The sequence below is a fragment of the Promicromonospora kroppenstedtii genome, from assembly GCF_044389675.1.
GTDB classification, from domain to species: Bacteria; Actinomycetota; Actinomycetes; order Actinomycetales; family Cellulomonadaceae; genus Promicromonospora; species Promicromonospora kroppenstedtii.
Genome location: NZ_JBIRYI010000002.1, coordinates 156,388 through 177,894 on the forward strand (window position 1 = coordinate 156,388; position 21,507 = coordinate 177,894).

General features: G+C 72.3%; 18 protein-coding genes. 6 read left to right on the plus strand and 12 right to left on the minus strand.

Going from position 1 to position 21,507, the window contains the following annotated elements:
- The first annotated feature begins 7 nt into the window (after positions 1–7).
- On the plus strand, positions 8–946 hold the full coding sequence (locus ACH47X_RS04515) for a VOC family protein (protein WP_397401816.1): 939 nt from the start codon (positions 8–10) through the stop codon (positions 944–946).
- A gap of 55 nt (positions 947–1,001) precedes the next feature.
- Here the strand turns inward: ACH47X_RS04515 and ACH47X_RS04520 are convergent, their stop codons facing one another.
- The 6 genes from ACH47X_RS04520 to ACH47X_RS04545 form a co-directional block, all read right to left on the minus strand.
- A complete protein-coding gene (locus ACH47X_RS04520) occupies positions 1,002–2,096 on the minus strand; it encodes a GntR family transcriptional regulator (RefSeq protein ID WP_397401818.1) in 1,095 nt (364 codons plus the stop codon).
- Between the two features lie 50 nt (positions 2,097–2,146).
- Positions 2,147–3,193: a glycoside hydrolase family 76 protein gene (locus tag ACH47X_RS04525; RefSeq protein ID WP_397401820.1), complete on the minus strand. Its 1,047-nt coding sequence runs from the start codon at positions 3,191–3,193 to the stop codon at positions 2,147–2,149.
- An 85-nt stretch (positions 3,194–3,278) separates the two neighbouring features.
- Positions 3,279–4,532, minus strand: coding sequence for an ABC transporter substrate-binding protein (locus tag ACH47X_RS04530; RefSeq protein ID WP_397401822.1), 1,254 nt, complete (start codon positions 4,530–4,532; stop codon positions 3,279–3,281).
- 23 nt (positions 4,533–4,555) lie between these two features.
- Positions 4,556–5,503, minus strand: coding sequence for a carbohydrate ABC transporter permease (locus ACH47X_RS04535; protein WP_397401824.1), 948 nt, complete (start codon positions 5,501–5,503; stop codon positions 4,556–4,558).
- Complete coding sequence (locus ACH47X_RS04540; protein ID WP_142034618.1) at positions 5,500–6,387, minus strand: carbohydrate ABC transporter permease; 888 nt, start codon at positions 6,385–6,387, stop codon at positions 5,500–5,502. The genes ACH47X_RS04535 and ACH47X_RS04540 overlap by 4 nt, the downstream gene beginning before the upstream one ends.
- Positions 6,384–7,739, minus strand: coding sequence for a glycoside hydrolase family 125 protein (locus ACH47X_RS04545; protein ID WP_397401826.1), 1,356 nt, complete (start codon positions 7,737–7,739; stop codon positions 6,384–6,386). The genes ACH47X_RS04540 and ACH47X_RS04545 overlap by 4 nt, the downstream gene beginning before the upstream one ends.
- Positions 7,740–7,945: 206 nt before the next feature.
- Between ACH47X_RS04545 and ACH47X_RS04550 the strand changes: the two genes are divergently transcribed.
- The 3 genes from ACH47X_RS04550 (at position 7,946) to ACH47X_RS04560 (ending at position 10,732) form a co-directional block, all read left to right on the plus strand.
- Complete coding sequence (locus ACH47X_RS04550) at positions 7,946–9,421, plus strand: aldehyde dehydrogenase family protein (protein WP_397401828.1); 1,476 nt, start codon at positions 7,946–7,948, stop codon at positions 9,419–9,421.
- Between the two features lie 79 nt (positions 9,422–9,500).
- Positions 9,501–10,262: an SDR family NAD(P)-dependent oxidoreductase gene (locus ACH47X_RS04555; RefSeq protein WP_397401830.1), complete on the plus strand. Its 762-nt coding sequence runs from the start codon at positions 9,501–9,503 to the stop codon at positions 10,260–10,262.
- Between the two features lie 32 nt (positions 10,263–10,294).
- A complete protein-coding gene (locus tag ACH47X_RS04560) occupies positions 10,295–10,732 on the plus strand; it encodes a VOC family protein (protein ID WP_397401832.1) in 438 nt (145 codons plus the stop codon).
- Between the two features lie 133 nt (positions 10,733–10,865).
- Here ACH47X_RS04560 and ACH47X_RS04565 read toward each other — a convergent pair whose 3' ends face one another.
- Genes ACH47X_RS04565 through ACH47X_RS04580 form a run of 4 tightly spaced genes read right to left on the minus strand, consistent with a single transcriptional unit; the run spans position 10,866 to position 16,776 of the window.
- The gene (locus ACH47X_RS04565) at positions 10,866–13,694 is read right to left on the minus strand and encodes an alpha-L-rhamnosidase (protein WP_397401834.1); all 2,829 of its coding nucleotides are present in this window, start codon (positions 13,692–13,694) and stop codon (positions 10,866–10,868) included.
- Positions 13,695–13,707: 13 nt separating this feature from the next.
- Positions 13,708–14,535, minus strand: coding sequence for a carbohydrate ABC transporter permease (locus tag ACH47X_RS04570; RefSeq protein WP_397401836.1), 828 nt, complete (start codon positions 14,533–14,535; stop codon positions 13,708–13,710).
- Positions 14,532–15,443 carry a carbohydrate ABC transporter permease gene (locus ACH47X_RS04575; protein WP_397402252.1) on the minus strand — a complete coding sequence of 304 codons (912 nt, stop codon included), beginning with the start codon at positions 15,441–15,443 and terminating at the stop codon, positions 14,532–14,534. The genes ACH47X_RS04570 and ACH47X_RS04575 overlap by 4 nt, the downstream gene beginning before the upstream one ends.
- A 19-nt stretch (positions 15,444–15,462) precedes the next feature.
- Complete coding sequence (locus ACH47X_RS04580; protein WP_397401838.1) at positions 15,463–16,776, minus strand: extracellular solute-binding protein; 1,314 nt, start codon at positions 16,774–16,776, stop codon at positions 15,463–15,465.
- A gap of 142 nt (positions 16,777–16,918) precedes the next feature.
- Here ACH47X_RS04580 and ACH47X_RS04585 point away from each other — a divergent pair, with 142 nt between their 5' ends.
- Both ACH47X_RS04585 and ACH47X_RS04590 read left to right on the plus strand, forming a co-directional pair.
- Positions 16,919–17,965 (plus strand): LacI family DNA-binding transcriptional regulator, encoded by a 1,047-nt coding sequence (locus ACH47X_RS04585; RefSeq protein ID WP_397401840.1) that lies wholly within the window; start codon positions 16,919–16,921, stop codon positions 17,963–17,965.
- 185 nt (positions 17,966–18,150) lie between these two features.
- The gene (locus ACH47X_RS04590) at positions 18,151–18,891 is read left to right on the plus strand and encodes a GNAT family N-acetyltransferase (RefSeq protein ID WP_397401842.1); all 741 of its coding nucleotides are present in this window, start codon (positions 18,151–18,153) and stop codon (positions 18,889–18,891) included.
- 72 nt (positions 18,892–18,963) lie between these two features.
- Here the strand turns inward: ACH47X_RS04590 and ACH47X_RS04595 are convergent, their stop codons facing one another.
- Complete coding sequence (locus ACH47X_RS04595; protein ID WP_397401844.1) at positions 18,964–19,911, minus strand: DUF808 domain-containing protein; 948 nt, start codon at positions 19,909–19,911, stop codon at positions 18,964–18,966.
- Positions 19,912–20,007: 96 nt separating this feature from the next.
- Positions 20,008–21,477: a glycerophosphodiester phosphodiesterase family protein gene (locus tag ACH47X_RS04600; RefSeq protein ID WP_397401846.1), complete on the minus strand. Its 1,470-nt coding sequence runs from the start codon at positions 21,475–21,477 to the stop codon at positions 20,008–20,010.
- Positions 21,478–21,507 lie beyond the last annotated feature (30 nt).

The following is a 21,507-nucleotide window of genomic DNA, read 5'->3' on the forward strand; positions in this document are numbered from 1 at the left end:
GCACCCGATGGACCGCCCGACCGAACCGCCCGCCGTGCACGAGCGGGTCATCACCCCGGCCATGGCCATGGACGCCGTCACCCTGCGGGTCGGCGACCTGGACGTGATGTCCGGCTACTACGGCTCGGCGTTCGCGCTCGAGCCGCTGCAGGAGCGCAGCCACGGCCGCGAGGTACACCGTGTGCTGGGGCGGGGCAGCACGCCGATGCTGCGCCTGGTGCACACCCCCGACCTGCCCGCGGGCGACCAGCGACAGGCCGGGCTGTTCCACACGGCCCTCCTGTTCGACGACGCCGCGGCCCTGGCCGCCACCGTCTACCGCGCGGTGCAGGACCCCCGGGGCACGTTCACCGGGTCCAGCGACCACCTGGTCAGCGAGGCGTTCTATTTCACCGACCCCGAGGGCAACGGCGTCGAGCTGTACGTCGACCGTCCGCGCGACCAGTGGGTCCGCGAGCGCGGCCAGATCAAGATGGGCAGCGCGTGGCTGGACCCGAACGCGTACCTGCGCTCGCACCTGACCGAGGCCGGGCTGGCGGCGGCGCCCAGCCGGTCCGGCCAGGTGGGCCACGTGCACCTGCAGGTGGGTGACATCCCGGCCGCGCGGGCGTTCTACGTCGACGCGCTCGGCCTGGAGGCCACGCTCGCGGACTTCCCCGGCGCGCTGTTCGCCTCGGCGGGCGGGTACCACCACCACATCGCCATGAACACCTGGAACAGCGCGGGCGCCGGGCCGCGCGCCGCCAGCCTGGGTCTGGGCGACGTCGCGATCACGGTGCCCGGCCGCGAGGACCTCGACGCCCTCGCCGCCCGCCTGCGGGCGGCGTCCCTCCCCTTCGCCGACGACGGCCGCTCGGTCACCGTCGCCGATCCCTGGGACACCCAGGTCACGGTGTCGGTGCCGGGCACATCCGTCGAGGACCTGCTCGCCCGCCCCACGTCCTGACGGACGCCGGCCGCGGCCGCGAATCCGGCCCCGGCCCCGGCCCCGGCCCCGGAGATCAGCGCGTCGAGCTGCCCGGCACCAGCTCGGTGGGCAGCGTCACCTTGGTGACCTGCCCGGCGTCGCGGAGCTGGGCCAGGACGAGCCGCACGGCGTCGGCGCCCATGCGCGCCTCGTCCTGGCGGACGTGCGTGAAGCGGTAGCGGGCCTGGTCGTAGAAGGCGTCCGGATGGTCGAAGCACACGATGCCGAGATCGCCCGGGACGTCGCGGCCGGCCCGCTGCGCGGCCTCCCGCAGCAGCACCGCGATGTTGTACTCCGTGGCGACCACCCCGGTCAGGCCCGGGTTCGCGGCGAGGAACTTCTCCAGCTCGGCGATGTCCTCCTCGGGCGCCACGCCGCTGCCCGGCACCGTGGAGCGCACCCGCCGGAACTGGTGCGCCGGCTCGAACGGCACGTGCCGGGTCGCGTGCGCGGCGACGACGCCGTCGAGCCGGTCCTGCACGGTCGAGACCGTGCTCGCCGCCGAGACCAGGCCCACGTGGTCGTACCCGGCGGCGAACAGCGTCTCGGCCGCCTGGCGGCCCGCCGAGACGTTGTCGGAGCAGACCGACGACACCGGGACGCCGTCGAACACGCGGTCCAGGATGGTCACCGGGAACTGCTGGGTGATCAGCTCCAGGACCGCCGGGGGCACGTACTGCGACGAGCTGGGCTCCAGGACGAGCCCCTGGACGCCGTCCGCGACCAGCGAGCGCACCAGGTCGTCCTCGGCCTGGCCGTCACCCAGGCTGCGCTTGACCACGAGGTTGGCGGTGGTGCCCGACGCGTCGAGCAGCCCCGCCAGCACCCGTGTGCCGAACGTGTCGTCGAAGTCGGTGAGCACGCACCCGATCAGCGGGCTGGGCCCGCCGCCCGGACCGGCGTCGTTCGTGGCGGTCTCGCTCACCACGACGGTGCCGAGCCGCGGGCGGCGCGTGATGTAGCCGTCGTCGCGCAGCAGGTCCATGGCGCGCTTGAGGGTGATGGCGCTGACCCCGAGCTGCTTGGTGAGCTCGGCCTCGGCGGGCATCCGGTCACCGACGCGGTACGTGCCCGCGTGGATCGCGTCACGGAGCTTCTCGTACACCTCGAGGTAGAGCGGCTGGCTCACGGATGCCCTTTCACCGAATGGATATGACAGCGGAATCTACCCTGGCCAGGTCACCGCGCCGCCTCGATCGCGGCGCGCTGCTCCAGGGCCATGATCGCGCTGACCTGCGTCGAGTAGTGCACGGGCGGCTGTGCGGGCAGCCGCCAGTCGTCCCCGGCGAGCAGCGACCCGTCCCGCTGCCCCGTGGCCCACAGCGCGTCGGTGCTCGTGCGGACGAAGCCCACCAGCGGCGCGGCATCGGGCGAGGCGAGGCCGATCCTCCCCAGCAGCGTCCCGAGGTAGCGATAGAGCACCCCCTTGAAGAGGCCCTCGTCGCCGCCGGACCCCTCGCTGCCGACGACGCCGTCCGGCGCGAGCTCACGGATCGCCGTCGTCGCCGTCCGCACGGCCGCCGCCACGAGCTCCGGCCGGTGCTGCACGGCGTCGAGCGCCACCGCGGCCCCCACGTACAGGCCCTGGTTGTAGGTGAAGCGCCACTGCGTGTCGATGCGGCCGTCGCCCTCGCGGTTGATGCCGTCCTCGACGAACCCGTCGGGCCCCACCAGCGTGGCCGTGATCCAGTCGAACGCGACGGTGCCGTGGTCCAGGTACCGCGGGTCCGGGTCGTGCCCGTGCAGCCGCGCGGACAGGATGGCGAACGGCCCGTTGGCCGGCGTGTTCTTGTAGTAGAGCTGCTGCTTGCGCCACGCGACCCCGGCCCCGTGGGTCTCGTTCCACCCGTGCTCGACGACGTGCGCCCAGATGGCGCGGGCGTCGTCCAGGGGCTCCTGCCGGCCGGTGGCCCGCGCCAGCCGTTCCAGCGCGAGCGCGTACCAGAGCATGTCGTCGAAGTAGTCGTTGAACAGCGAGCCGCCGTTCCGCGAGCGGAGGTTGGCGCTGGTCGCCTCGGCCGCCGCGAGCCACTCCTGCTCCCCCGTGCGCTCGTAGGCGTCCAGCCGGGCGTCGATGACGTGCGCCAGCCACCAGTAGTTGAACGTCGAGTTGTCCCCGACCGGGTAGGTGTTGTCGAACAGCTGCGGCTCCGGTGCGCCGAAGAAGTGGTCGAGGCCGCGCTGGGCCAGGTCGGCGCGGGCGGGCCAGGGGTTGGGGTCGGTCACGGGGCTCCTCTGTGCTGGTGCGCGGTGGTGGCGCGGGATGGGCGTGTGCCGCGCGTCCCGTGGGGACGCGCGGCACACAGCTGGGTCACTGCGCGTTGTCGGCCAGGATCCGGTCGCCGAGCTCCTGGGCCTCCTTCAGCGCCGTGGCGGCGTCGGTCTCGCCGCCCAGGAACTTCTCGAGGGCGGGGATCAGGGCCTTGCCCTCGACGTCGGACGCGCCGGGGATGTTGGACCGCACCTGGGCGTACTCCATCGTCTCGATGAAGGCCTGGTACCGGTCGTCCTGCGTGAAGTACGGGTCGTTGGCGGCCTCGACGTTCGCGGGGATCCAGCCGGAGATCTTCGCGAAGTCCACGCCGTTCTCGGGCTGCGTGGTCCACCACTTGATGAACTCCCAGGCGCCGTCGGGCTGCTGCGCCCCGGAGGGGATGACCAGGCCGAACCCGCCCATGCCGGCGCCCTGGTCGCCGTCGGGGCCTACGGGCGGCTGCACGATCCCGTAGTCCACCTCGGCCTCGTCGAGCGCGGTCAGGGCCCACGGCCCGTCGTACTTGATGGCGGTGGAGCCCTCCGCGAAGGAGTCGACGCCCTCGCCGAAGCCGGGCTCGTAGACGCCCGCGTCGAGCAGCCCCTGCCAGAACTCCAGGACCTCCAGCCCTTCGGGGCTGTTGAACGCCGTGGTGGCGCCGTCGTCGCTGAACATCTGCCCGCCGGCCTGCCGCAGCCAGATGTTGAACAGGCCCGGGTCGTCCAGGGCGAAGCCGGCCACGCTCAGCTTGCCGCCGTCACGCTCGGTCACGGCCTCGGCGGCGTTCTTCAGCGAGTCCCAGTCGGTGGGCGGCTCGACGCCGGCGTCGGCGAGGAGCTCGGTGTTGTAGAACAGCGACCGGTTGTCCACGAGCAGCGGCAGCCCGTAGGTCTCCCCCTCGACGACGAGCTCGCCCATGGCCTGGTCGTAGAACTGGGTGGTGTCGACGCCGTCGGCCTCGATGTACTCGTCGAGCGGCGAGAGCGCGTTCTTCGGCACGTACAGCGGGGTGTTGTAGCGGTCCCAGAGGACGACGTCGGGCACACTGCCCGACGCGAGCGCCGTGAGCAGCTTCTCCTCGACGAGCTCCTGCGCCACGTACTTGACCTCGTACTCGTCCTGCGCGGCGTTGAAGGCGTCGGCCTGCGCCTGGAGCTGCTTGGCCTGGTCGCCCGACCAGGAGCCCCAGAAGGTGACCTCCTCGGGCCCGCCGCCCGAGCCGCCGTCGGACGCGCTGCCGCAGGCGCTCAGCGCCCCGGCCATGACTGCCGCCGCGACGAGGGCCCCGGCGATCCGTGTTGCTGACCTCATGACTCTGCTCCTTTGCAGGGTGCTCACTTCGTACCCGAGTGGGCGAAGTTCTCGATGATGTAGCGCTGGGCCACGACGAAGACCAGCAGGACCGGCAGGCTCGCCAGGATCGTGCCGGCCAGCAGCGGCCCGTACTGCGTCTGGTACTCGTTGACGTATCCCGCCAGGCCCACCTGGACGGTGAGCATCTCGGGGTCGTTGAGGGCGATGAGCGGCCACAGGAAGCTGTTCCAGCCCGCCTGGAAGGTCAGCACGCCCAGCACCGCGAGGCCCGCGCGGGCCAGCGGCAGGTAGATGTTCCAGAAGATGCGGAACTCGCTCGCGCCGTCGATGCGGGCGGCGTCGCCGAGCTCGTCGGGCAGCGCCTGGAAGAACTGCCGCATGAAGAACACGGCGAACGGTCCGGCGGCGAACGGGATGAGCACGGCGCCGTAGCTGTTGATGAAGCCCGCCCCACCCTCGCCGAACAGGTCGTTCCCGCCCACCAGGGGGAAGCGGCGCAGCACCAGGAACGTGGGGACCATCGTGATGATGCCCGGCACCATCATGGAGCCCAGGAACAGCGAGAAGACGACGCCGCGGCCGCGGAAGCGCAGCTTGGCCAGGGCGTACCCGGCCAGGCCGCCGAAGAACAGGTTGGTGGCCACACCGCCGAGCGCGATGACCGCCGAGTTGGCCAGGTACCGGCCGAACGGGCCGTCCGTGAACAGCGCCACGTAGTTGGCCAGGGTGGGGTTGTCGGGCACCACCTGGAGGTAGGACGAGAGGATCTCGCCCTCGGGCTTGAGCGACGTGGACAGGGTCCAGACCAGCGGCAGCACGGTGGTCACGCTGATCAGCACGACGGCGACGGTCCACGCGACCTTGCCGACGACGCTCCGCGCGGTCGGGGGTCGTGTGTCCGACGCCGGCGCGCGCCCGGTCGCGAGGGCGGGTCCGGTCTGGACGGGGCCGGCCGCCACGGCGCTCATCGGTCGTTCTCCCGTCCGGTGATCCGGGCGTTGGCCACGGAGAAGACGAGGATGACCAGGAACAGCACGAAGGACAGCGCCGAGGCGTAACCCATCTCCAGCCGTCCGAAGCCCCGGTCGTAGATGTAGTAGACGAGGGTGAGCGTCGAGTTGCCCGGGCCGCCCTTGGTCAGCACGTACGCCTGGTCGAACACCTGGAACGCGGCGATCAGCAGCAGCGTCAGGATGAGGAACGTGGCGCGTGAGATCGCCGGGAGCGTCACGTGCCAGAACACCCGGAAGGCCCCGGCGCCGTCGACACGGGCGGCGTCGACCAGCTCGCCCGGCACGCCCTGGAGCGCTCCGAGGTAGATGATCATGTTGGCGCCGAACCCGGCCCAGACGCTCATCATGACGATGGCGACCATGGCCCACCGCGACTCGTACAGCCAGGCCGGACCGTCGATGCCCACCCAGCCGAGCGCCGCGTTGAGCAGCCCGTACTGGGGGTTGAGCAGCCAGAACCAGATGGCGGCCGTGGCCACGGTCGAGGACACCACCGGGATGTAGAACAGGGTGCGGAACACCCGGGCGGTGCGCGTGCTGCGGTTGAGCAGCAGCGCGGTGCCGAGCGCGACCACCAGGCCGGCCGGGACGTACAGCACCGTGTAAAGCGCGGTGTTGCGCACGGCCACCCAGAAGATCGGGTCACCCGCGATGCGCGCGTAGTTGTCCAGGCCCACCCACTCGAAGTCGCCGATGACGGCGTAGTCCGTCAGGCTCAGCCCGACCGCCATGACGACCGGCAGCAGCAGGAACACCGCGAACAGCGCGACCGGCACGGCCAGAAAGATCCACGCGCTGACGGTCTGCTGCCGCCGGGTGGCGCTGACGGCGGCGCTCACAGTCTGCTCTCAGGTGCCGGACGGCGGTGCGTGCGCAGCCCCGCGACCTCCAGGGCCAGCTCGCAGAACATCGAGTTGGCCCACGAGAACCACTCGCGCGTCCAGGTGCCCGGGTCGTCCGCGTGGAACGACTCGTGCACCGCACCCGTGCCGTCGTCCGTGGCCAGGATGAGGTCCAGCAGGGCGCGCTGCTCGGCCGGGTCGGTGCTGGTCAGCCCCTGGATCGCCAGCGCGATCGGCCACACGTGCCCCTCGGGCGTGTGCGGGCTGCCGATGCCGGAGGCCGCCGTGCCGCGGTAGTAGTACGGGTTGGCGTCGCTGAGCACCAGGTCGCGGGTCGCGGTGTAGAGCGGGTCGTCGGGGCTGCACCAGCCGGTCAGTGGCAGGGACAACAGGCTCGGGGTGTTCGCGTCGTCGGCCAGGAGCACACCACCCAGACCGTCCACCTCGTACGCGTAGACGGACGAGCCGGCCGGGCCGGTCACCACGCCGTGCTCGCGGATGCCGCGCTCGATGTGGTCGCGCAAGACGTTCGCCCGGGCGGCCAGGTCGGCGTCGTGCAGCACCTCTGTGGCGAGCTCCGCCAGCTGCCGCAGCGCCGTCGCCGCGAGCGCGTTGCCCGGCACGTTGTAGCCGTAGGTGCAGGCGTCGTCGCTGGGCCGGAAGCCCGCCCAGGTCATGCCCGTGAACCCGGTCTCCGGGCCGCGCCCGTCGCGCACCAGGGTGTCGGTGGGCGGGCAGTCGGCGCGCTCGAACGTGTACGACGACGCCTCCGCGTGCCGCTGCTCCGTGGTCCACAGCTCGACGACCGTGTGCCCCACGGGGCCGAGGTCGGCGAGGTGGTCGGTGCGGCCCGTGGCCTTCCACAGGTCGTGGGCGAGCTGCACCGGGTAGGCCAGGGAGTCGATCTCGTACTTGCGCTCCCAGACCCACGGCGACTGGCCCGTGACCGGGTCGCCCGTGCGGTCCCGGTGCCCGGCACCGGTGGGCCCGTCGTTGAAGGCGTTGGCGTACGGGTCGCGCAGGATCGACGCCTGCTGCCGCCGCGAGACAGCCGCGATCGTGTCCGCCAGGCGCTCGTCGGCCGCGGCCAGGTGCAGGAACGGCGCGAGCTGCGTCGTCGAGTCCCGCAGCCACATGGCCGGGATGTCGCCGGTGATCACGAAGGCGGTGCCGTCCGGGTGCGGCGTGATCGTCCGCGCGAGCGTGTCGGCCATGCATCGCTCGACGGCGTCCGCCACCTCGCCGCCCAGCCGTTCGCCCACCCGCGCGACCAGGTCCGCCAGGACGTCCGGGTCGTAGAGCGCGGCCGTACCGGAGGCCGGTGCCGCGCTGCCTGTCACGTAGCTCATTCGAACCCCATCGTTCGTCGCTGCTGCTTCGTCGGTGCTGCCGGCCGGGTCCACGCCGGCCCGGCCTGCGTGAACAGTAGGAGCGAATAACTTCTATGTCAACGTTTGCAATAGGGGTAATAGGAGAAGACGTTGGCGGGGCGCTCGCGGAATACTCGTTGGTGCCCCCTCGACGACGAGGGCGGCCGTCTCGACGAGGAGCCGTCATGTCAGAACGCGAGACCTCCCCCGTCCCCACCGCCGACCTGTTCGTCGACGGGCGGTACGTCCCCGCGGAGGGCGGGCGATACACCGACTTCGTGCAGGCCCTGACCGGCCGGACCGTCGCCCGGGTGGCCGCCGCGTCGGTCGCGGACGCGAACCGGGCCGCCGACGCCGCGGCCGCCGCCCTGCCCGCCTGGTCCGGCCTGCCCCCGGCCGCACGGCGGGAGGTGCTGCAGCGCGCCGCCGACCTGCTCGGGCAGCGCTCGGCGCAGGTGGCCGCCGTGATGAGCCAGGAGATGGGCGCGACGCGACCCTGGTGCGAGTTCAACGTGCACGTGGCAACGGGCATGCTGGCCGAGGCGGCGGCACAGGCCTACTCCGCCGTCGGCGAGATCATCCCGTCCGACGTCCCGGGCCTGACCGCGTACGGCGTGCGGCAGCCCGCCGGGGTGGTGGTCGGCATCGCGCCGTGGAACGCCCCGCTGATCCTGGGCGTGCGCGCCGTGGCCATGCCGCTCGCGCTGGGCAACACCGTGGTGCTCAAGGCCTCCGAGCAGACGCCGCGCACGCAGGCCGCGATCGTCGACGTCCTGCGCGAGGCGGGGGCGCCCGCCGGGGTGGTCAACCTGATCAGCAACGCGCCGCAGGACGCGCCCGCCGTGGTGGAGGCGCTCGTGGCGCACCGCGCCGTCCGGCGGGTCAACTTCACCGGCTCGACCCGGGTGGGCCGGGTGATCGGCGAGCTCGGCGGCCGGCACCTGACCCGGGTGCTGCTGGAGCTGGGTGGCAAGGCCCCGTTCGTGGTGCTGCCCGACGCCGACCTGGCCGAGGCGGCTGCCGCCGCGAGCTTCGGCGCGTTCATGAACCAGGGGCAGATCTGCATGTCGACCGAGCGCGTGATCGTGGACCGGAGCGTGGCGGACGACCTCTCCGCGCGGCTGGTGGCCCGGGCCGCGGCCCTGGCGGTGGGCCCGCCCGACGACCCGGAGTCCCAGGTGGGGCCGATGGTGCACGCCGCGGCGCGCGACCACGTGCTCGACCTGGTCGGCGACGCCCAGCAGCAGGGTGCCGAGGTGATCGCCGGCGGCACGGCCGACGAGCTCTACCTGCGGCCCACGGTCGTGCGGGGCGTGCACCCGGGCATGCGGATCTACTCCGAGGAGTCGTTCGGGCCGGTCGTGTCGATCACGGAGGCCGACGGCGCCGACGACGCCGTCCGGATCGCCAACGACACCGAGTACGGGCTGTCGGCCGCGGTGTTCGGGCGGGACGTCACCGCCGCGCTCGATGTCGCGCGCCGCATCCGGTCCGGAATCTGCCACGTCAACGGTGCCACGGTGCACGACGAGCCGCAGATGCCGTTCGGCGGCGTGGGCGCCAGCGGGTGGGGCCGGTTCGGCTCGCGGGCGGCGGTCGAGGAGTTCACGGAGCTGCGCTGGATCACGGTCCAGGCGGGGCCGCGGGCGTACCCGATCTGACGGCGGCAGCCCCGGGACGGGTCGGCGCCCCCCGGCGGGTAGCCTGCGGCGGTACGTCCCCCGACGAAAGGCACCGGACATGTCGCGTGAGCTCCCTCTGGACGGCCGGACCGCCGTCGTCACCGGTGCCGCCCAGGGCATCGGCGAGGCCACGGCCCGGCGGCTCGCCGAGGACGGCGCCGGCGTCTTCCTGGTGGACGTCTCCCCCACGGTGCTGGACCTGCGGGACGAGCTGCGCGCCGCCGGGCACCAGGCCTCCGCCTCGGTGATGGACGTCGCCGACGAGGTCGCCTGGGCCGACGCCGTCGCCGCGTGCCGCGCGGAGCTGGGCCGGCCGCAGATCCTGGTGAACAACGCGTACGCGGGCCGCGTCGCCTCGCTGGAGGACACCCCGCCGGAGAGCTGGGACCGCCAGATCCGGGTGACGCTCACGGGCGCCTACCTGGCGACGCGCGCGGTGCTGCCCGACCTGTCGGCGTCGGGCAACGGTTCGGTGGTGATGGTGTCCTCGGTGCACGCCCACTTCGGGCTGCCGGGCCGGGCGGCGTACGCCTCGGCGAAGGCGGGGATGACGGGGCTGGCCCGCCAGCTCGCGGCCGAGTACGGCCCGGCGGTGCGCGTGAACAGCGTGCTGCCCGGGCCCGTGCTCACGCCGCACTGGGACGGCGTCGGAGAGGCCGAGCGGGCCGGCGCGGCCGCGGCGACGGCGCTGGGGCGGCTGGGCGAGGCGTCCGAGGTGGCCGACGCGATCGTCTACCTGTGCTCCGACCGGGCCTCGTTCATCACGGGTGTGGAGCTCAACGTCGACGGCGGCTGGAGCGTCACCAAGGAATCAGTGTGATCCCGGGGCCGCCGTCGTCCTATGGTGTGCCGATGACGACAGTGCAGCCGATCCAGATCACCTTCGACTGTGCCAGCCCCGAGCGCGTGGGCCGGTTCTGGTGCGAGGCGCTGGGCTACGTTCCCCCGGACCCGACGGAGGACGGCTTCGCCACCTGGGAGGAGTACACCCTCTCGCTGCCCGAGGAGAAGCGGGACTCGTGGTTCGGCGCGAGCGACCCGAACGGGGTGGGCCCGCGGCTGTTCTTCCAGCGCGTGCCCGAGGGCAAGGTCGTCAAGAACCGCGTGCACCTCGACGTCAAGGTGGGCAGGGGCCTCGTGGGTGAGGAGCGCCTGGCCGTCCTGGAGTCCCACGCCGTCCGCCTGGAGGCGATCGGCGCGACGCGCGGGACGCTGCTGCTGGCCGACGGGGAGAACGAGTCCTGCCAGAACATGCAGGACGTCGAGGGCAACGAGTTCTGCCTGGACTGAGGGGGGCACTTCCGCCTGGGCGTCGCAGCTCTCGGCACCCCGCCCGAATGCTCGGCAGTTGGCATCGAACTCGGCACAGGGCTGGGCCGATCTCAATGCCAACTACCGAGTCTGCGGTGCAAACTGCCGACCGCTACCCCGCCACCACTGCCCCGCGGCGGGCGTTGAGGGCCTCCAGCGCCGTGCGTACCTCGTCCGGCGCGCCGGTCGGGTGCCGCACCAGCTCCTCGGCCAGGGTGCGCTGGTCGGTCCACTCCTTGAGCGAGCGCAGGGCGCCGGTCTGCCCGGTGTCCGCGGCCTCGACGGCGGCCAGCACGGTCGCGAACGCCTCCGGGTCGTCGGCGACGGCGCCGAGCGTGCTGTCCAGCGTGACCGGCGGGGGGACGGACCGGTCACGCGGGTCGGGGACGGTCCACTCGTGCCGCCCGGCGCCCACCTCGAGCTCGCCGGCGCCGCCCGGCAGCACCACGACCGCCGTCGCGTTGGGCGGCACCACCGCGTGCACCACGATCTGCCCGTCCCGTGCCGCCCACCCGGCCTCCGCCGGCCCGTACGGCGTCAAGAACCGCGTCACCGCGTGGTCCAGCCCGGCGATCGGCACGGGCGCGATGCGCAGCCTCCGGTACCCGTGGGTGCCGGGGGCGAGCCCGGCCACCGTCCGGTGCAGCCAGTCGGCCACCGCGCCGAAGGCATAGTGGTTGAACGACGTCATCTCGCCGGGGTTGATGCTGCCGTCCGGCAGCATGCTGTCCCACCGCTCCCAGACCGTGGTGGCGCCCATCGTCACGGCGTACAGCCACGACGGCACGCCCGTCTGGAGCAGCAGCCGCGCGGCGACGTCGGCGTGGCCGGTGCCGGTCAGGGCGTCCTGGATGATCGGCGTACCCACGAAACCGGTGCCGATGCGGTACCCGGCGCGGCGCACCAGCCAGGCCAGCCGGTCGCCCATCACCGCGCGCGTGGCGTCGTCGACGAGGTCGAACGCGATGGCCAGCGCGTACGCGGTCTGCGCGTCGGAGACGATACGGCCGGCCGGCGTCGTGTACTCCGCCACCCAGGCCCGCCGGGCGCGTTCGGCGAGGTCGCCGTACCGCTCCACGCCTGCGGCGTCGCCCAGCTCCCTGGCTGCCCGCGTGACGAGCTGCAGGGAGCGCACCAGGTAGGCGCTGGCCACGATGTCGGGGTCCGCCTTGGCACCCGCGGGGTCGTCCGGCGGCGCGTCGGGGTCGAGCCAGTCGCCGAACTGGAACATGCCCTCCCACAGCAGCCGGTCGCCGGCCAGGTCCAGCAGGGCGTCGGCCCAGGAGCGCATGCTCGGGTACTGCTCGACCAGCGCCCGCCGGTCCGCGAACCGTTCGAGGAGCGTGGTCGGAACCACGGTCGCGGCGTCGCCCCAGGCAGCGGCCGGCTTGGCCCCGAAAGGCAGCACGAACGGGACCACCACGGGGCAGACGCCGCCCCGGTCGGCCTGCTCGGCGGCGACGTCGCGCAGCCACGACGCGAGGAAGGCGTCGCTGTCGAAGAGGTAGCTCGCGGTGGGGCCGAAGACCTGGATGTCGCCGGTCCAGCCGAGGCGCTCGTCGCGCTGCGGGCAGTCGGTCGGCAGGGAGACGAAGTTGCCGCGCATGCCCTGCACGACGTTCTCGTGCAGGCGGTTCACCAGCTCGTCCGAGCTCTCGAACCAGCCCGTGCGCCGCATGTCGCTGCTGATCACGACGGCGGTCACGGCCGCGTGGGCCGTCCCGAGATCGAGCCCGCCGGGCCAGCCGTCCACCTCGGCGTACCGGAACCCGTGGAAGGTGAACTCGGGCTCGAACACGTCCTCACCGCCGGAGAGCACCAGCTGGTCGGTCGCGGCGGCGTGCCGCAGCGGCCGCACACCCAGCTCCCCGTGCTCCAGCACCTCGGCGTGCCGCAGCGTGATCACCTGCCCGCGCCCCCCGGTCACCCGCACCCGGAGGCGGCCCACGAGGTTCTGCCCGAAGTCGAGCACCGTGCGGCCCGACGGCGTGGTGATCACCTCCCGTACCGCGACCTCGTCCACCCGGCGCACGGGTTCGGCGATCGCGGGCTCGGGGACGACACCGGCGGCGTCGACCCGCACGGGCGCCCACGCCGAGTCGTCGAAGCCGGGCAGGCTCCAGCCGGGGACGGCGCGGCCGGCGTCGACCCGCTCGCCCGCGTAGATGCCGCTGGCGACCACGACGCCGGTGGCCGCGCCGCGCCAGTCCGGCCCGGTGGTGAGCACCCGGGTACTGCCGTCGGCGAGCTCGACGTGGAGCTGCACGGCCGCGGCCGGCTGCTCCCCGTAGAAGGGCCGGGCGGCGCCGTGGAACCCGTACCTCTCGGTCCACCACCCGCCGGCCAGCCGGACACCGACGGCGTTGGCGCCCGCCCGCAGCAGCGCGGTCACGTCGGTGGCCTCGTGCACGAGCCGGTGCTGGTAGGCCGTCCAGCCGGGCTTGAGCACGGCGTCGTCGACGTCGTGGCCGTTGATCTCGACCTGGTAGACGCCGTGCGCGGACGCGTAGAGCGTGGCGCGGACGACGTCGCCGGGCAGGTCGAGCTCGGCGCGCAGCAGGCCCGGCGTCGCGGGCTCCACGGGATCGGCGAGGCCCACGTAGGCGGCGGCCCACTCGCCGTCGGCCAGGAAGGTGCTGCGCACCGTGACGGGCTCGCTCCAGGGCGTCACCGCGCCGTCCGTACCCGTGACCCGCACCTCCAGGGTGTGCCGGGCGTGCGGCGCGAGCGGTTCGAACGGCCAGGGCACGAACCGCGACTCGTCGGTGTCCAGGCGGAGCGCGGGCCCGCCGTCGAGCCGCACCTCGGCGGCGGCCTGCCACCAGCCGGGCACGTCCGACTCCACGGTCCAGCTCAGCCGGGGGTCGGGGACGTCGGCGAAGGCGCCGTCGGTGCGGCGCTCCACGCGCACCTCGCGGACACGGGTGGGGTTGGTCTCCATCGGGTGGCCCCTTTCAGCCCTTGACCGCACCGGACGTCATGCCGGCCACGATCTGGCGGTTGAAGAAGATGTACATGACCAGCGGCGGCACCGTGATCAGCAGGATGTCCATGAACAGCAGGTTGAACTGGCTGACCATCTGGCTCTGGAAGTTGTAGAGCGTGAGCTGCACGGTCGCGTTCTCGTCGCCGGGCAGGAAGTACAGCGGGTTGGTGAAGTCGTTGAACACGTTGACGGCCTGCACCACCACGATCGTTATGATCACCGGCCGCAGCAGCGGCAGGATGACGGCGAAGAAGAGCCGCAGCGGCCCGGCACCGTCGATGATCGCGGCCTCGTCCAGCTCGCGCGGGATGGTCGCCACGAACGCGCGGAACAGCAGCACGCAGAAGGACAGCCCGAACGTCGCCTCGACGAGGATCAGGCCGGGCATGGTCTTGAACAGCCCGGTCTGCTGCAGCACCCAGATGGTCGGCACGACGGCGGGCGGCACGATCAAGCCCGCCAGCACGAGGAAGTTCACCACCGGGTTGAGCCGGGACCGCCGCCGCTGGAGCAGGTACCCGACCATGGCCGCGAGCACCACCATGACGGCGACGCTCACGACGGTCAGCACCGTGCTGTTGAGGAACGCCCGCACCACGATGCCGTCGCGGGTGGTGAGCACCTCGGTCAGGTTCTCGACGAAGGCCCACTGCGTGGGCCAGGAGAACTCCAGCCGTGATGCCTCCGACGCGTCCTTGGAGGCCGTCACGAAGATGAACCCGAACGGCACCAGGAACACCACCACCGACACGGCGATGGCCACGATGCCCGTGGCCCACGAACCGGCGCGCCTCATCGGTCCACCTCCTTGCGGTTGAGCAGCAGGGAGACCGGCACCATGATCGCCGTGACCACGAGGAACAGGATCACGTTGCCCGCCGTGGACAGCCCGTAGAACCCGGCCTGGTACTGCTTGTAGATGACGGACCCGATGACGTCGCTGGTGAACCCGGGGCCACCGCCCGTGGTGGCCCAGATGAGGTCGAACGACCGCAGGCCGCCGATCAGGGACAGGATGATCACGGTGGCCGTCGCGGGCTGGACCAGCGGCAGCGTGATGGAGCGGAACTGCTGCCACCGGCCCGCGCCGTCGACCCGGGCGGCCTCGTAGTACTCCTGCGGGATCGCGACGATGCCCGCGATGTAGATGAGCGTCGCGATGCCGAGGCCCTTCCAGACGTCGACGGCCGCGATGGTCAGCAGCGCCTGGTCGGGGTCGGTGAACCAGCCCGGTCCCTCGATGCCGAACGTGGCGAGCATGGTGTTGACGACGCCGTCGAACGGGTCGAGCAGCGCCTTGAAGGTGATGCCGACGCCGATCGTCGAGACGAGCACCGGGAAGAACACGACCGACCGCAGGTACCCGCGGCCCACGAGCTGCGAGGTGAGCAGCACCGCGAGCGCCAGCCCGAGCACCACCTTGGCGGCCGAGGTCACGAACCCGTAGATCAGCGTGTTCACGAATCCCTGCGAGAGCTGGGGCTCGGCGAAGAACTGGACGAAGTTGTCCAGGCCGATGAACTCGGTGTCGAACAGGGTCCAGCGCGTGAGGCTGAACCAGAACGACGCGAACGTGGGCACCGCGAAGAAGACCAGGTAGAGCACGCCGGCCGGCAGGTAGAACCACGAGGGGTAGACGCTGCGCTGGGTGGCCGAGGTGGAGCCCGCCGTCCGACGGCGGCGGGCGGGCCGCACCTCGGTCATGGTCGCCACCACGGGTGGCCTACCAGCCCTCGAGGCCGAGCTGGCGGGCCTGGTTCTCGACGTCCTGGTCGTAGAACTCGGCGGCCTCCTCGGCGGTCTTGATGCCGGAGCCCACCTCGACCGTGACCTTCTCCAGGTTCGGGCCCTTGACGGGCGAGCTGAACTCCAGGGCGTTGGCGGTGGCGCCGGCGTCGAAGTAGGCCTGGATGTCGCCCAGGAGCGCCGGGGCGGTGTCCAGCGCCTCGCACGTGCCCGCGTAGGGTCCGGCGGGCGGCAGGAGCTCGTTCTGGATCTCGCAGCCGGCCTCGCTGTTCGCGAACGCGACGAGCTCCTTGGCGGCCTCCAGCTCCGCGCCCTCGGTCGACCTCGGCACGTAGAGCGCGTTGGGCTGCCAGATGGTGGCCCGGGTGTTCGCGGCGTCCTCGGCGGGCAGCGCGAAGAAGCCGATGTCGTCCACGGCGTCCGGGGTGTTCTGCAGGATCGTCTGGATGACGCTGGAGAGCATCGGGTAGTGCGCGCCCTCGCCCTCGGCGACCATGCGGGCGCCGTCCTGGAAGGCCGCGGACGGGAAGTCCTCGTTGAAGTAGCCGGCCTCGGCGACCTCCTGCTGATGCTGGAAGCCCAGCAGGGCGGGCTCCTCGGCGTAGGAGCGCTGGTGCGCCGTGTACTGGTCGGCCCACTCGGGGTCGACGGCGAGCACGTTGGCGAAGTCGCCCAGCACGAAGAGCTGGCTGGTCCAGGTCTCGCCGTAGGTCTGGATGACCGGGGCGACGCCGTCGGCCTCGGCGGCGATCGTCGCGTTGTTCGCCATGAACTCGTCCCAGGTCTCCGGGACGGTCAGGCCGAGCTCCTCGTAGAGCGGCTTGTTGTAGACGATGCCGCCCGCGAACGAGGCGCCCAGCGGCGCGCCGTACAGCCCGTGGTCGGTACTGACGACGGGGGTGAACTCCTCGGTGAGCGAACCCACCCACTCCTGGTCGCTCAGGTCCACCAGGGTGGAGTCCGGGTTGAGGGCCTGGAGCAGCGAGCCCGAGTTGTAGTAGAAGACGTCGGCCATCTCTCCGGTGGACAGGCGGGTCTTGACCAGGTTGTCGCCCTCGGTGCCGCCGGGGCGGATCTCGACCGTGACCGTGATGTCGGGGTGCTCCTCCTCGAAGGCGGCGGCCAGGGCCTCCGCCGTCTCCGGGTTGGGGGCGTCGTTCGAGGTGAGGAAGGTGATCTCGGTGGTGCCGTCGCCGCCGGACGCGGCGCAGCCGGTCAGGGCTCCGCCGGTCACGGCGAGGGCGGCCGCTGTCGCGAGAACCTTGCGGCTGGTGGGAAGTGCACGGGACATCTCTCTACCTCCTTGTAGAGACGGATGGGACGATGCGTGTAGAGCGATCTACACTCGCACCGATGAATCCTTTCAGTGGGAGCACGCTAGCGGGACGCCATTTCTGGTGTCAACCGATCTACACGGGCAGGATGGCCTCACGATGAGCACCGAACCGACGCGCCGCCCGCGGCCCTCGACCATCCAGGACGTGGCTCGCGAGGCCGGCGTCTCCCGGGCCGCGGTGTCCAAGGTGATCCGCAACGCCTACGGCGTGAGCGACCACATGCGGGCCCAGGTCACCGCCGCGATCGAGCGCCTGGAGTACCGGCCGCGCGTGGCCGCGCGGGCCATGCGCGGGGCGAGCTTCACGCTCGGGTTCGAGATCCCGCAGGTGGGCAACGACTTCCTGACGATGATCGTCGACGGCGCCACGGAGGCGCTCGCGGACACCCCGTACCAGATGATCATCGCGCCGCTCGGCCGGGACCAGAAGGGCGACGTGGCGATCAACAGCCTCGCCGACCGCCAGGTCGACGGCATCGTGGCCATCTCGCCGCGCGTGGACCCGGCCTGGCTCGAACGGGTCGCCGAGCGCACGCCGCTCGTGATGATCGGGCGGCACGACCGGTCCGAGCGCTACGACACGATCACGGGCGACGACCGGTCCGGCGCGGAGCAGGTCATGTCACACCTGCTGGGCCTGGGCCACCGCCGGATCGTTCACCTGACGATCCACCCGTCCCGGCCGGAGCCGCCGTGGGCGGGACAGGCGGGCGCCGAAGCGCACGTGGTGCGTACCGCCGTCTACCGCGAGCGCATGGCCGTGGCCGGGCTGGAGCCACAGGTGGTGCACACGCTGTTCGACGGCTCCGAGGCGCACGCCGCGACGCGCACCCTCCTGGCCGCACCCGAGCGCCCGACGGCGGTCTTCGCGGGCAACGACACGCTGGCGATCGGCGTGCTCAGCGCCGTCGCCGAGGCCGGGCTCGACGCGCGCGACGTGTCCGTGGTCGGGTACGACGACGTGCCGATCGCCCGGCACCCGCTGATCGGCCTGACCAGCGTGGACCAGAGCGGCATCGAGCTGGGCCGCGAGGCGGTGCGACTGCTGCTGGAACGCCTGGAGGGGCGCACGGAGGCGGTGCGGTACGAGGCGGAGGCGGTGCTCCGGGTGCGCGGCTCGAGCGGGGTGCTGCGGGAGGGGTGAGGGCTGGGGGCGGCCACGTTGCCCGGGCTTTCGGCAGTTGGCATCGAGATCGGTCCAGGCCTGTGCCGATCTCAATGCCAACTGCCGAGTCTGTGGGGCAAACTGCCGACTGACTTCCAAGGGCGTCACCCACGCGAACACGGGGTCCGCGGAATGCCCGTCGTCCCCGGAAAGTTGGTCATGACGTGAGCCTCCTGACCGACGCGGCGCCCGACGACGCGGCACGCACCACAGCCCCCGACTTCTCCGTGCTCGACGACGCCGCCTGGTCGTCGCTCAGCGGGGAGCACGCCCACTTCGCCGAGGGCGGCGACCTGGTGCGCCGGTATCCCGTGGACGTCTCGCCCTTCGCCGCCGTCCGCACGTGGGACGACCCCGGTGTCTGGGCCGCGATCATCGACCTGGTCGGGTACGACGCCGACTTCCCCGCCCCGCCCGAGTCCGTGACGTTGCCGGCCGGCTGGACCCGCGGTGAGGTGTTCGGCGGCGTGCAGCTCGTCGAGACCGAGCGGCTGGTCGGCCGGCCCGACGAGGAGGCGGTGGTGCTGGGCGCGTCCGACGTCCCCGAGATGATGGACCTCGTGGCCCGCGCCAAGCCCGGCCCGTTCCTGCCCCGGACCTACGAGATGGGCCGGTACGTGGGCATCCGGCGCGACGGCGTGCTCGCGGCAATGGCGGGCGAGCGGCTGCGCCCGGAAGGCTGGACGGAGATCAGCGCCGTCGCGACCGACGAGCGCTTCCGCGGGCAGGGCCTGGCCACGCGCCTCGTGCTCGACGTCGTACACCACGTCCGCGAGCGGGGCGCCCGGGCCATGATGCACGCCGCGGCGAGCAACACGAACGCTATCCGGCTCTACGAGCGCCTCGGGTTCGAGGTCCGTCGCCGCAACGAGTTCGGGATGGTGCACACCCCGGTCAGCGCCTGACCGCGGGCACCAACGCAGGCGGCCCCCGGCGCCCTGCGCGCCGGGGGCCGCCTCTGCGGATCGCCCACCAGATCAGTGCGCGGCCGCCTCCGCGGACTTCTTCTTCCGGGACGGCAGCAGGTGCAGCACGGCCACCACGATCGCGCCGACCACCAGGCCGACGACGGCGGAGCACAGCGTGTTGAACAGCCAGCCGAGGGTGCCGCCGAGCGCGCCGGCGCCGTCGTGGATGACCACCTCGAGGTGGTGCACCCACTCGTAGGGCCAGGGGATCCAGCCCGTGCCGTCGGCGCCGAGGTTGACGAGCAGGATGTGCCCGCCCACCCAGAGCATCGCGACGGTGCCCACCACGGAGATGACGGCGAGCACCCGCGGCATCGCCTTGACCAGGCCGCGGCCCAGGGTCTTGGAGAAGCCGGAGTCCCGTTCGGCGAGCCGCAGCCCGACGTCGTCCATCTTCACGATGGCGGCGACGATGCCGTAGACGATGATCGTGATGACGAACGCGACGACGACGAGGATCGCGAGCCGCGACCAGAACGTCTCGTCGGCGACCTCGTCGAGCGCGATCACCATGATCTCGGCGGACAGGATCAGGTCGGTGCGGATGGCACCCGCGACCAGCTTCTTCTCGGCCTCGGGGCTGACCTCCGCGGCGACCAGCGTCTGCTCGCTGTGGCCGGAGATCTTGTGCCAGATCTTCTCGGCGCCCTCGTAGGCGAGGTAGGTGCCGCCGATCATCAGGACGATCGGCAGCAGCCACGGCAGGAACTGGCTGAGCAGCAGCGCGGCCGGGAGGATGAAGACCAGCTTGTTGCGGATCGACCCGATCGCGATCTTCTTCACGATGGGCAGCTCACGCTGCGCGGCGACGCTGCGCAGGTACTGGGGCGTCACGGCGGTGTCGTCCACGACGACACCTGCCGCCTTGGCGGTCGCCCGGCCCGTCGCGGCGCCGACGTCGTCGATGGACGCGGCCGCGAGCTTGGCCAGCGCGGCGATGTCGTCCAGCAGTCCCATCAGGCCACCCACGGCGCACCCCGCTCCGGTCGATGTGTCGTCATGCCCCGAAGCCTATGCAATCCGGCCGCCCGCCCGGACATCGCGCCCCACGTGTCAGGGGGTCAGCTGGACGTAGTCCAGGTTCCAGTTCTGGTAAGCGTCCTCGGGCAGGCCGATCCGGAGCGTGTGCGTGCCCTTGGTCAACCGCTGTGTGACGCCGCTCGGCTGCAGCACCTGCTTGGCGTGGCTGGTCGTGTTGCGGACGTCGACCCGGTCGCTGGGCGCGCCGTCGTCGAACGAGACGGTGTACGCGCCGGCGGGCGAGTACGGCGACGAGGCACGCACCGCGACCTCGTACGTGCCGGTTCGCGGCACCTCCACCTCGTACGTCAGCCACTCGCCGCCACGCATCCAGCCGAGACCGACGGCGCCGTCGAGGTCCTGGATGTCGACGCCCTCCCCCGGGCGCATCTGCAGGTTGCTGCGGTTGGCGGGCTCCAGGTCGTGGTAACCCACACCCTCGCCGGGCAGGAAGTCCTCGGCCTGGACGCGGACGGCGCCGCGCGGCAGCGGGTCGCCCTCGCCGGTGCGGAGCCAGCGCTCGATCTTCTCGACGTCGTCGGTCTGGAAGATCGTGGTGTCGTAACCCTCGACCAGTGCCTGCCAGCCGCGCAGCGGGTCGACGAGCGACGCCTCGTCCGTCATCCGCTCGGACAGGCCGTTCCACATCGTGTTGCTCCACACCCGGCTGCCGCTCGCCACGCGGTCCAGGAACGGACGCCGGGCGACGACGTCGGCGGTGCTGTCGAAGTTGACCTCGTACGCCACGGGCTGGTCGGCACCGAACTTCTCGACGTCGGCGACGTTCGCGTCGGTGACCATGTGCATGTAGACGGCGCCGCGGTGCGTGGCACGGAACTCCTGGACCTGGTCCACGGGCGCGTCCGACTTGAACAGGCCGTTGCGGACGGTCCCGGTCTCGGTCAGCACGGCCCAGATCTCCTCGCGGAACGGCCAGCCCTTGTCGAGGTTGACGAGGCCGCGGTCCTTGGCCAGGCGCATCGCCTGCTCCAGCGTGGGCACGCGCTCGTCGGTGAGCGCGGCCTGCGCGCCGCCCAGGCCCTCGCGCAGGCGGAGCCCCTCGATCTGCTCCAGCGTGAGGCTGTCGACGCGGCCGGTCCCGTTCGTGGTGCGGTCCACGGTCGTGTCGTGCATGAGCACGGGGACGCCGTCGGCGGTGAGCTGCACGTCCAGCTCGACGATCTCCGCGCCGTCCTTGAACGCGGCCAGGATGGCGGGCGCGCTGTTCTCGGGAGCGGAGCGCCACTGCGCGCGGTGCGCGGCGGTGAGGATCTTGGCGTCCGGGCCGTGGTCCAGCAGGTCGCGGTAGGCGCGCTCGGCGGGCGTGCCGCCGCCGTGGCCGGCGCCGCCGAAGGCGGCCGGGGCGGCCGACGACGCCGCGGTCCCGGCCGGCAGGCCGGCTTCCGTCCCGGCCTCGGCGACGATGGAGGCCACGGCCCCGGAGAGCACCAGCGCGGCCGTGGTGACGACCGCGCCGGCGCGGGTACGCATGCGTGAGTTCATGGAGGCGAGCCTGGCGCCGCCGCCGGCCGC

Coding starts and splice junctions, on each gene's coding strand:
- ACH47X_RS04535 (WP_397401824.1), bottom strand. CDS start 5,503: ATGAGCGCCGTGGCGGCCGGCCCCGTCCAGACCGGACCCGCCCTCGCG.
- ACH47X_RS04580 (WP_397401838.1), bottom strand. CDS start 16,776: ATGTCCCGTGCACTTCCCACCAGCCGCAAGGTTCTCGCGACAGCGGCC.
- ACH47X_RS04575 (WP_397402252.1), bottom strand. CDS start 15,443: ATGACCGAGGTGCGGCCCGCCCGCCGCCGTCGGACGGCGGGCTCCACC.
- ACH47X_RS04565 (WP_397401834.1), bottom strand. CDS start 13,694: ATGGAGACCAACCCCACCCGTGTCCGCGAGGTGCGCGTGGAGCGCCGC.
- ACH47X_RS04570 (WP_397401836.1), bottom strand. CDS start 14,535: ATGAGGCGCGCCGGTTCGTGGGCCACGGGCATCGTGGCCATCGCCGTG.
- ACH47X_RS04545 (WP_397401826.1), bottom strand. CDS start 7,739: ATGAGCTACGTGACAGGCAGCGCGGCACCGGCCTCCGGTACGGCCGCG.
- ACH47X_RS04595 (WP_397401844.1), bottom strand. CDS start 19,911: ATGGGACTGCTGGACGACATCGCCGCGCTGGCCAAGCTCGCGGCCGCG.
- ACH47X_RS04560 (WP_397401832.1), top strand. CDS start 10,295: ATGACGACAGTGCAGCCGATCCAGATCACCTTCGACTGTGCCAGCCCC.
- ACH47X_RS04515 (WP_397401816.1), top strand. CDS start 8: ATGGACCGCCCGACCGAACCGCCCGCCGTGCACGAGCGGGTCATCACC.
- ACH47X_RS04555 (WP_397401830.1), top strand. CDS start 9,501: ATGTCGCGTGAGCTCCCTCTGGACGGCCGGACCGCCGTCGTCACCGGT.
- ACH47X_RS04550 (WP_397401828.1), top strand. CDS start 7,946: ATGTCAGAACGCGAGACCTCCCCCGTCCCCACCGCCGACCTGTTCGTC.
- ACH47X_RS04585 (WP_397401840.1), top strand. CDS start 16,919: ATGAGCACCGAACCGACGCGCCGCCCGCGGCCCTCGACCATCCAGGAC.
- ACH47X_RS04600 (WP_397401846.1), bottom strand. CDS start 21,477: ATGAACTCACGCATGCGTACCCGCGCCGGCGCGGTCGTCACCACGGCC.
- ACH47X_RS04530 (WP_397401822.1), bottom strand. CDS start 4,532: ATGAGGTCAGCAACACGGATCGCCGGGGCCCTCGTCGCGGCGGCAGTC.